Origin of the sequence: Streptomyces javensis, from assembly GCF_039525925.1 — a bacterium.
Lineage (GTDB): Bacteria > Actinomycetota > Actinomycetes > Streptomycetales > Streptomycetaceae > Streptomyces > Streptomyces asiaticus.
This window is the reverse complement of the sequence record NZ_BAAAIF010000156.1, coordinates 1-8,532: the sequence shown is the minus strand read 5'-3', so window position 1 is coordinate 8,532 and position 8,532 is coordinate 1. Positions and strand designations below refer to the sequence as shown.

Sequence of the window (8,532 nt, the reverse complement as noted above, 5' to 3'; positions counted from 1 at the left end):
CGCTACGAACGCAAAGCCAGCCACTTCCTCGCCTTCACCAGCATCGCCTGCACTCTCATCTGCTACCGCAGACTCACCAAATGAGATGACTTGTAAGGCGGCCTTCTTCGCCAAGGACAGCGACCGGTGAGCGAGGTCTACCGGTTCATCGCCGCGGAGAAGGCTGTCTACCCGGTGGCCCTGCTGTGCCGTGTCCTGGGCGTGGTCCGTTCCTCCTTCTATGCCTGGCTGGAGGCCGAACAGGCCCGGCAGGCACGGACACGCGCGGACGAGGCCCTGGCCCACGAGATCACCGTGATCCACCTGGCCTCCAAGGGTGCCTACGGTGTCCCGCGCGTGCACGCTGAACTGCGGAGGCTGGGCCGGGCGGTCAACCGCAAGCGGGTGGAGCGGATCATGCGTGAACGCGGCATCGCCGGCGTCACCCGCCGAAGACGCCGCTCGCTGACCCGCCCCGACAAGCAGGCACGGCCGGCCCCGGACCTGATCGGCCGCGACTTCACCGCCGACCGACCCGGCACCCGGCTCGTCGGCGACATCACCTACCTGGCCACAGAGCAGGGGTGGCTGTATCTCGCCTGCTGGCTGGACCTGGCCACTCGCGAGGTTGTCGGCTACGCGATGGCCGACCACCACCGCGCCGAGCTGGTGGTAGACGCGCTGCGGATGGCCCACGGCCGCGGTGGCCTGGAACCCGGTTGCATCACGCACAGCGACCGCGGAAGCGAATACACCTCATCCGAATTCCGCGCGGAGATACGCGCGTTGGGCCTTCGGCAAAGTACCGGCCGGACCGGCTCCTGCTTTGACAACGCCGCGGCCGAAAGCTTCTGGGCTGTGCTCAAGGAGGAGATCGGCACCCGGCTCTGGCCCGACCGAGCCACCGCCCGCACCGAGGTCTTCGCCTTCATCGAGACCTTCTACAACCGGCGCCGCCTGCGCAAGCACCCTGTCTTCGGGTATCTCACACCACACGAGACACGCCAACGGTTCCGCAACAGCCACACACTCGCAGCTAGAAGAAGAGTGTCCAGGATCACGGGGAAACTTCAGTGGGGGCCTCCACCGTGATCACGACACGGAACGGTGGCGGAGGAATCGCGGGGCTGATGTTCACCAGGACCTTGGCGTCCTCGGCGGTGCGGGCGATGGCGCCACGTAGGCCGCCGGCTGCCTCGTACGCTTGGAGGGTGAGGATGTGGCCACGTCGGCGGCGCCAGGTCTCCAGCAGCGCGTGGGACATCAGCGGCAGCGCGCCGGGCTCGTCTGTGACCTCGTCAAGGATATGGGCGGTCAGGTCGCATTCCACGTTCTCCCCGCGCACCTCTGCCGGGCGCACGATGGCCGCGCGCGGTTCCTCGCTGGTCATCGGGCCGACCAGGAGGGTGGCCTCGTTGAGGGCGGCGGCCAGGGCGTGGTTCTCAGTGCACCGGGCGAATAAGTCGGCTCACAGCGCGAGCACGACCCGTAACTGGCGTCGAACTGGTCCACCAGCACCCAGGTATCCCCCGTGCCCTCGGCAGGTGCAAGCAGACCGGCACGCTCCATCGGCTGCACGCCGGGGGTGAACACCCGCACCGCGGCGGGCTGGCGACATCCAGGAAAGGCCGTCGCACTTCTGCGGCAGCGTCGTGTGGCAGACGGTCCACCACTTGTCGTATGTGCCCTCCGGTCGGGGGCCAGGGAGTTCTCGGCGTCGCTCGTCGTTCAAGCGAGCCGGGTCTTGGGGACGGCAAACTTCCCGATCATCACCCGAACCTTGCCGGTCAACGGGTCGAAAACCGATGGCGCCGGTGGCTCGAGGTCGGCGGCCGACAGGTCCTTCGTCGCGGCCCGCTCAGCCCGGCGCCGTATGGGGCCCGGTTGTGCCCCGGTCGGCCGCTGCGGTTGGATCATGTGCGTGGAGCTTCAACAACAGATGGCGGACAGCTCGTACGGCTATCCCGACTGGCGCAGCGTCCCCTACGCGGACGAGCGCCGGCGTGACGTGCCGGATGGGGATGCGCTGGGCGGTTTCGGTGCCCGTCTGGCCGCCCGCGTGCTCGACATCGGTCTCCTGATGGCGGCGGTGTTCCTGGCGAGCGTGCTCGCCGACTACACCGGGGACGGCTTCCTGGCGCTCGTGGTCGCGGTTGTGGTCGGCGGGTACGAGCCGGTGCTCACCGCGGTGTACGGAGCCACGTTGGGCAAACAGCTGTGTGGACTGCGGGTCGTCCGCCGGGGCGGCGGGCTGGGCTTCGGCCGGGCGCTGTGGCGCTGGGCGTGTGTGGCGGTCGGGTGTGCCGTGCCGGTCCTGGGGGTCGTCAACTTGCTGCGGTGCGCATGGGACCGGCCCTACCGACAGTGCCTCCATGACAAGGCCGCGGACACCATCGTGTGCCGCGTCCAGCGCTGACAGCCCGCCTCAATGGCGCTGACCTCGCGGTAGATAGGGTGTTCGGCATGGGGTTGTGGAAGACGAAAGCGTCTGTTGCACAGCAGCCGGTGTGGGGGTGGCGGGCCTGGGACTGGCAGGCGTGGCAGCCGCCCAGTGCCATCGAGCAGCGGTTGCTGGAGGCGAAGTCCCGCGGCGACTGGGCCGGGTATCTCGAGGTGGCGGCCCATGCGGACCTGTTCTTCACCGACCAGCGCACGCGCGCTGACGCCCACCCCGGCACGGTCCGCTTCACCCCCCAGTGGAACCCCCACCTGCGAGCCGAATACCTGGCCCTGTTCACGGAGGGGATCCTTCCGCCGCCCGATGCGGACCTGGTCTTCCAGTCCATGACGCTGGAGTGGTACGCGAGCGTCTGGGACGAGGAGGAAGCACCGTGGATCGCCATCAACCCCGGCACTCCCTGCGAAGCCTTTCTCCCCGCCACCACCCCGGAGGCCAGGGCCGTCTGGCGACAGCACACCGACGGCCGTGACGGCGGCACCGGCGGCTGCGGCCACGCCCACCCGCACGGCCAGCTCCGCGGCCTGGCCGTGGGCGGCCCCCTCCAGGGCCCGGTCGCGCACGGCCTGGCCTGCGCGGCATTGCTCTTCGTCCACAACGGCGAGCTGTGGAACTCCATGGCCCACCACGGCAACGGCTACAACAGCGCGAAGCGCAGACTCAAGGAGTGGTGGGGGGTGACCTGCCGGTCGGAGTGGGTGAGCGCTCAAAAGCGCCTGCTCGAGGCCGACATGGTCAGCCCGGTGTGGGAGTTCGCGCTGGGCATTCGCCACTCCCTTGCCCAAGACTTCGCAGGGGCAGTCGAGCTGGACCACTGGCGGCAGGTCGCCGAGCGCGTACTGCGCCACAACGCCGCGGAGGCCGCGGAGCCCCGGATCACCCCCGATGGGGTCCTCCCGGCGCGCTCTGGCAGCGCCGCCGAAGTAGAGGCCCACGTCGCCGGAGTACAGCGGCTCATCGGGCGGATCGCACGGTACGAGGCCCGGTTCCGCGCGGACGGCCTGCTGGCCGGCAACGCCTTCGTCCGTTCCGCGGAAGCGTGGGACTACGGGCGGGCCTCCGCCATGGCCCGCTGGGGCCTGGCCACCCGCTACTGCACGCTCCAGGAAGCCGAACAGGCCGTAGTCGCCGCCGGCCGCGCCTGCCTCCAGAACTACCGCTCCTGGCAGGAATTCTCCGCCGCCTACATCCTCGGACGCTGTCTGCACTTCGACGAGGAGGAGTTCGGCCACTGGTACGAGGACATGCTCACCGCGCACCGCGTCCTCACCACCGACCCCACCAGCCCCTGGCTCACCATCCCCTGGAACTAACGACCGGGACAACACACCTAGCCGCTTTGAGGATCTCGTCCTCGCGTTTCTCAACTCCACTATTTCTTCGCGGAGTTGCTTCAGCTCTGCCAGTTCGGAGCTGGCCAGGCGATCGTCGCGTTCGCCGGCGTCCGCCTCGGCCCGGCGGACCCAGCCGCGCAGTGCCTCCTTGTGGATGCCCAGGTCCTTCGCGACCTGCGCGATCGGACGGCCGGTGGTGCGGACCTCACGGACAGCCCGCTCGCTCGCGGAGCTCGTCCGGCTATATGCGTGGCGCGGGCACGGCCCGCACGGCGACCTGGCGTGGGTGCCGGGCGGGGACATCCGCCGAGCGCGGGCAGCCCAAGGCCGGACGGCAGCTGACGCACGGCCCGTGCCGCTGGTCCCCGACGAGCTGTACGTACCTGTTCCCAAGGGTGGTTCCGGCTGCCCCGACGCGACCGCAGGGCGGCGGCCGACGACAGCACGGCGATCGTGAGGTCCTCGTGGCGACCATTTTCGTCGCCACGACAGGCTGCGCCTGGCGCCAGTCGCCGCCGGTCTTCGGCCCGTCCGGGCCAACCGTGCATCGGCGCTTCACCGGGTGGACCACTGCCCGGGTCTGGGCCGAGCTCCACCGCATCATCCTCGACGAACAGCCGGGGGCTCGGCCCGGTGAACGGGGCTGGCCAGGACGGCACCGACACCATGATCACACCAGCCATTCCGAGATCATCTCAGTGGGTGCGAACCAGCTTGTCGGACTCGTCCCCGAGAACTTTGGCGTACCAGTGATCCGCGCTGCCATGGCCTTCGTACGGCGTGGTCTCCTCGTATCCGTGCCGCGTGTACAAGGCCCGGGCCTCGGTGAGTTGGGTGTTGGTCTCGCACACGATCCGAGCCGCACCCAACCTTCTGGCAGCCTCCTCGACGGCGAGCAGCAGACCCCGGCCCAAGCCTGCTCCCCGTCCAGAAAGGTCCACGTACATCCGTTTGAGCTCCGCGGTCTTCGGACTGCCGCCCAGCAGCCGGACTCCCACGCAGCCCAGAAACTCGCCTGCGTCGCTGCGTGCGACGAGAAACTCTCCGTCGGGCGGGCTGAGGTCCTGGTGCGGGTCCTTGGCAAGCGCTGCTCGAAGCTCAGCCTCAGTCGCCGAGCGTCCCAGCACCCGCCGTCCCATCTCCGTGAAGTACTGTCGCATCACCTCGTCCACTGCCGCGCCAGTGATGGGCTCGGGCTTGATCGTCCAGGTAGGCATGCAGGCCATGGTCCCTGGCGCGCCACAAGCCGTCCACCGTCCTGTCGCCAGGCCCAGAGCTGGCCGGGCAGCCACAGCACCCGAACGGGGCGGTGGGCTCCGCACCCTAACGCCTACTCGGGCAAGGGACGGTCCTGTACGACGTTCTTCATGACGAGGGTGGAGGTCAGGCGCTGGAAGGCGGCAAGGTCGGTGGTGGCGACGGACGTGGTCATCCACGAGACGGCCGCCCCCGAGGTCATCGTGGCCGAACCGGACCACTCGACGCGCGTGCCCGGCACCGACGATCAGCTCACCACGGCCGTGATCGTGATGCGCGACGGGGCGCGGGCATCGCACTCGAGAACCCCCTGGGATCGGCCCGTACCCGTGCCCCCTCTACGCGGCGACGCGCCCCCGCGCGAACACCTTCGCCGTCTCGGTCACCCGGCGTCCCAGATGTCCGGCCGTGGCCACATCGGCCTTGTGCACGGCTTCCGGCCCCTCGTCACTGTTGGTCTGGGCGGCCGCACCGGTGAAGACGCCGAGTCGGTTGAGATCGTGCTCGGATCCCGTGCTGCTGTTCCAGCCGGGGTGCAGGCCGAGGTTGACCCAGTGCATGCCGTGCTGACCGGCGAGGATCTGGAAGAACTGCAGGGTGTGCAGCTTGTCACCACTCTTCGAGGCGGAGTTGGTGAAGCCGGCCGCCAGCTTGTCCTTCCAGGCCAGCTGGAACCAGCGCTTGGAGGACGCCTCGGCGAACACGTGGAAGGCACCGGATGCGGTGCCCATGTAGGTGGGCGAGCCGAAGACGATCGCGTCGGAGCGGTCCAGCGTCTCCCACTGTTCGTCGGTGATCTCGTCCACCTTGATCAGGTGCACCTCGGCTCCGGCCTCGGCGGCGCCGGCACGGACGGCCTCGGCGATCACAGCGGTGTGGCCGTAGCCGGAGTGGTACGCAATGGACACGACAGGTGTAGTCACGGTGAGTTACTCCTCTGAGGGCACTCGAACAACCCGAACGGCGGCTCGGAAGCGATGACACAGAAAAGCACTAACTTTTAGATAGCGCAACCTGATGGACAGCGCCGCGCTCGTGCAGACCCCCGTCAGGGGCGGCTTGACCGAGGAGCAGGAACAGGCCAACCTCGCCCGCCCGCAGCGTGTCCGACACAAGATGCCCGCCAGGCGGCACGACGGAGCACCTCACGGGCCACCGGGTCGCACTGGCGTCGAGAAACTCGCGAGTCACGCTGCGGCGCGATCTACACCTTCCAATCGGGGGCGATGGTCCGTGTGCGTCCGGACCCGGACCACCCCACGGGTACGGCACTGCGCCCGAAGGGCCGGGCGGCGCCCGAGCTCCTGCACAGCCCGGCCCGGCTGACCCGGCCACTGCGCCGCACCACGCCGCGAGGTGGCCTCGATTTTGAATGGAAGGAGATCAGCCGGGAGGAGGCGATGGCGGAAATCACCGAGCGCATGGCGGAGTTGCGGGACACCACCGGGCCGGAGTCCGCCGCCTTTTCGGTGACCCCGCCCGGCGGTACCCCGATCAGCGACGCCATCGACCGGGTGGGGCGGTTCATCCACCGCTACGGCAGTCCGGATATCTGCCACTCGACCGAAATGTGCAACTGGCGTAAGGACTTTGCGCACGCCTTCACCTTCGGCAGCGCGCAGCCGGCCCCGGAGTCCGCCGACACCGGCCTGACAGCGCGGTGGGGACACAACCCGGCGAAGACCTGGCTGGCCCGGTCGGCTGCCCTGGCCGAGGCACGAGCGCGGGGAGCCCGCCTGGCCATCATCGGCCCGCGCCGCTCGGCCGCGCCGCGACGCAGGCCGGACACTGGCCTGCGGGTACGGCCGGGCACCGGCGGCGCCCTGGCACTCGGGCTGGCCGCCCCCTGTATGCGCTCACCGGCTGCTACGACGCGCCCGGTGGGAACGTCGTCCTGCCGCAGCGATCGCTCGCCAGGGTGGCCCTGCCGCCGACGCCCGAGCAGGCGGGGAAGGCGTTGGGCCTCGACGGGCGCCCCCTGGGCCCTCCGGCATCCGGCTGGGTCACCGCACGGGCCCTGTGCGGGTCGATCATCGACGGGGATCCGTACCGGGTGCGGGCCCTGGTGTCTCCTTCGGCGGGAACCTGCTGCTCTCCCGGCCCGATCCGGTGCGCACGGCCAAGGCCCCGCAGCGGCTGGAATTCGGCGGAGGTGGTGGGGGCTGCGGGTGGTGACGAACTCGACGGTGGCTCCGTTGGGGTATGCGGCGGCGGGCGTCACGGTGGGGGCGGCGCGCAGGTCTCCGGCAAGGGCCGTGTCCTCGAGGAAGACGACGGCGTGGGGGTTGCCCATGTCGACGTGGGTGGCGGGCCAGGTGCGGCCCGCCGCGGTGACCTCTATGCCTCTGGCGCCGGAGAGGCGGGGGCGCCCCATGTCGATGGTGACCGGGCCGGTGTGGTCGCTGGGGACGTAGACCCTGCGGGTTCCAGCGCGGGTGGCGATGAGGAAGGCATCGGGGCAGTGCAGACCAGCGTCGACGAGGTAGCGGGCGCGTAGGCGCAGGCCGTTGCCGCACATGGCGCCCCGAGTGCCGTCGGCATTGCGGTAGTCCATGAACCACTCGGCATCGGTCATTGCGGTGGCCTCGGGGTCGACGGCGCAGCGTACGGCCCGCAGGATCCCGTCGGCGCCCAGGCCGGTGCACCGGTCGCACAGACGGGCCACTTCCGCCGGGGTGAGGATGAGGTGGTTCTCAGGGTCGGGGAGGATGACGAAGTCGTTTTCGGCACCGTGTCCTTTGACGAAGGGGTGGAGTGCGGGGTCGGTCATGGGTGAGTGCCGGTCTCCCGTGGGATGCGCAGCCAGGCGACCTGGCCGGTGTCGGTGAGGGTCAGGCCGAAATCAGTGCCGCGGTTAAGGACTTGCAGGACCTGGGGCCAGTTGTCGGCTAGGCAGGGTGTCACGTCGGCCTCGATGCGTATGTCGCCGGGTCCGGGGACGATGCGGGGCCGGGTGCCGCCGAGGGTCTCCAGCTGCGCGACCGCGTCCTGGACTGCGTCCGATTGGTGGTCTTCAGCCACACACCCACCCTCAATAAGCACAGAACGTGATACTAGTCACTAGCTTTGCCTAGTCCACTAGATTGTCAATCAGTACAGGTCAGCGCCGTGGGCGAGGAGAAGCATGGCTGACGGCAGCTCACGGGCCGCCCCATACCTGGGTGTTGCCGCTGCGTTCCGCGCCCGCATCGCCGACGGCACCTGGGCCCACGGCGAGCGGCTGCCCTCACGCGGCGAGCTGGGCGCGGAGTTCGGCGTCGGGGAGGACGTCATCCGGCGGGCCCAGGAGCTGTTGATCACCGAAGGGCTACTCGAGGGCCGCGCCGGATCCGGCACCTACGTGCGCGCCCCCTACCAGCGGCGCACCATGCTGCGCACCCCGGCCATCGGCTTGGCCGGTCTGGGCACCGACGGCACCTACGAGGCGGACAGCATCGCCAAGGTCCCCGCTCCGCCGGACATCGCCGAGCGCCTGGACCTCGAGCCCGGCGCGCTGTGCGTGCG

Annotated in this window: 8 protein-coding genes and 5 pseudogenes; 6 read left to right on the top strand and 7 right to left on the bottom strand. The window is 69.7% G+C overall.

Going from position 1 to position 8,532, the window contains the following annotated elements; translation table 11 throughout:
• Nucleotides 1–126 precede the first annotated feature (126 nt).
• A complete protein-coding gene (locus tag ABD329_RS46995) occupies nucleotides 127–1,071 on the top strand; it encodes an IS3 family transposase (protein WP_198280612.1) in 945 nt (314 codons plus the stop codon).
• Here the strand turns inward: ABD329_RS46995 and ABD329_RS46990 are convergent.
• Nucleotides 1,037–1,435: pseudogene (locus ABD329_RS46990) on the bottom strand (nSTAND1 domain-containing NTPase); the annotation flags it as partial. The gene ABD329_RS46995 and the pseudogene ABD329_RS46990 sit on opposite strands and share 35 nt — an antisense overlap.
• 465 nt (nucleotides 1,436–1,900) lie before the next feature.
• Here ABD329_RS46990 and ABD329_RS46985 point away from each other — a divergent pair.
• On the top strand, nucleotides 1,901–2,395 hold the full coding sequence (locus ABD329_RS46985) for an RDD family protein (protein WP_198280610.1): 495 nt from the start codon (nucleotides 1,901–1,903) through the stop codon (nucleotides 2,393–2,395).
• A 47-nt stretch (nucleotides 2,396–2,442) separates the two neighbouring features.
• On the top strand, nucleotides 2,443–3,750 hold the full coding sequence (locus ABD329_RS46980) for a DUF1266 domain-containing protein (protein WP_198280609.1): 1,308 nt from the start codon (nucleotides 2,443–2,445) through the stop codon (nucleotides 3,748–3,750).
• A 105-nt stretch (nucleotides 3,751–3,855) separates the two neighbouring features.
• On the opposite strand, the pseudogene ABD329_RS48420 reads toward ABD329_RS46980, so the two are convergent.
• Nucleotides 3,856–4,074: pseudogene (locus ABD329_RS48420) on the bottom strand (transposase); the annotation flags it as partial.
• On the opposite strand from ABD329_RS48420, the pseudogene ABD329_RS46975 reads away from it, so the two are divergent.
• Nucleotides 4,017–4,355, top strand: a pseudogene (locus ABD329_RS46975) (transposase); the annotation flags it as partial. The pseudogenes ABD329_RS48420 and ABD329_RS46975 sit on opposite strands and share 58 nt — an antisense overlap.
• A gap of 111 nt (nucleotides 4,356–4,466) precedes the next feature.
• Here ABD329_RS46975 and ABD329_RS46970 read toward each other — a convergent pair.
• The 3 genes from ABD329_RS46970 to ABD329_RS46960 all read right to left on the bottom strand — a co-directional run bounded on the left by ABD329_RS46970 (nucleotide 4,467) and on the right by ABD329_RS46960 (nucleotide 5,951).
• Nucleotides 4,467–4,988: a GNAT family N-acetyltransferase gene (locus ABD329_RS46970; protein WP_198280608.1), complete on the bottom strand. Its 522-nt coding sequence runs from the start codon at nucleotides 4,986–4,988 to the stop codon at nucleotides 4,467–4,469.
• Nucleotides 4,989–5,101: 113 nt separating this feature from the next.
• Nucleotides 5,102–5,269, bottom strand: a complete 168-nt coding sequence (locus tag ABD329_RS46965) for a hypothetical protein (RefSeq protein WP_198280607.1) — start codon at nucleotides 5,267–5,269, stop codon at nucleotides 5,102–5,104.
• Between the two features lie 97 nt (nucleotides 5,270–5,366).
• The gene (locus ABD329_RS46960; RefSeq protein ID WP_198280606.1) at nucleotides 5,367–5,951 is read right to left on the bottom strand and encodes a flavodoxin family protein; all 585 of its coding nucleotides are present in this window, start codon (nucleotides 5,949–5,951) and stop codon (nucleotides 5,367–5,369) included.
• A gap of 303 nt (nucleotides 5,952–6,254) precedes the next feature.
• On the opposite strand from ABD329_RS46960, the pseudogene ABD329_RS46955 reads away from it, so the two are divergent.
• Nucleotides 6,255–6,821 (top strand): annotated as a pseudogene (locus ABD329_RS46955) (molybdopterin-dependent oxidoreductase); the annotation flags it as partial.
• Nucleotides 6,822–7,189: 368 nt separating this feature from the next.
• Here the strand turns inward: ABD329_RS46955 and dapF are convergent.
• Both dapF and ABD329_RS46945 read right to left on the bottom strand, forming a co-directional pair.
• A pseudogene (gene dapF, locus ABD329_RS46950) lies at nucleotides 7,190–7,798 on the bottom strand (diaminopimelate epimerase); the annotation flags it as partial.
• Complete coding sequence (locus tag ABD329_RS46945) at nucleotides 7,795–8,049, bottom strand: hypothetical protein (RefSeq protein ID WP_344318152.1); 255 nt, start codon at nucleotides 8,047–8,049, stop codon at nucleotides 7,795–7,797. The pseudogene dapF and the gene ABD329_RS46945, both read right to left, overlap by 4 nt.
• A gap of 103 nt (nucleotides 8,050–8,152) precedes the next feature.
• On the opposite strand from ABD329_RS46945, the gene ABD329_RS46940 reads away from it, so the two are divergent.
• On the top strand, nucleotides 8,153–8,532 hold a 380-nt coding region (locus tag ABD329_RS46940), incomplete at its 3' end, for a GntR family transcriptional regulator (protein ID WP_344318150.1).